At 44.4% G+C, this 387-nt stretch carries 1 rRNA gene; it reads right to left on the bottom strand.

From position 1 onward, the window contains the following. Positions 1-104: ribosomal RNA gene (rrf, locus tag AAEO50_RS21350) — 5S ribosomal RNA — on the bottom strand; the annotation flags it as partial. Between the last annotated feature and the right edge of the window lie 283 nt (positions 105-387).

Here is a 387-nt window from a genome sequence, read left to right as displayed (position 1 = left end):
CTACTCTCACAGGGGGAGATCCCCCAACTACCATCGGCGCTGAAGAGCTTAACTTCCGTGTTCGGCATGGGAACGGGTGTGACCTCTTCGCCATAGTCACCAGACTGTTATCCTTTTTTAAGGACAAGTTTTATTATATCTTTTTCAGAGAAAATTTCAAGTGTTAATTTAAAATTTATTCACTGAAAACTAGATAAAGAATTGATGTCAAGAATACCGGTATCGTATTAATCCAGCTCCGGCAGCTAGAGACTCGAGGTCATTTCCGTGTCAATCAGCTGAGGGAAGAACGCCCTCTTCTGCTTGCCCCGAAAATGCTTGTCGTCTCTGAACGAGCCGCCTCCGCTTTTTCGTTTGGTTAAGTCCTCGATCGATTAGTATCAGTCA

This window comes from Rossellomorea oryzaecorticis, assembly GCF_038405515.1.
In the GTDB taxonomy this organism is placed as follows: Bacteria; Bacillota; Bacilli; order Bacillales; family Bacillaceae_B; genus Rossellomorea; species Rossellomorea oryzaecorticis_A.
The sequence above is the reverse complement of the archived record's forward strand: the minus strand, read 5'-3'. Positions and strand labels throughout refer to the sequence as shown.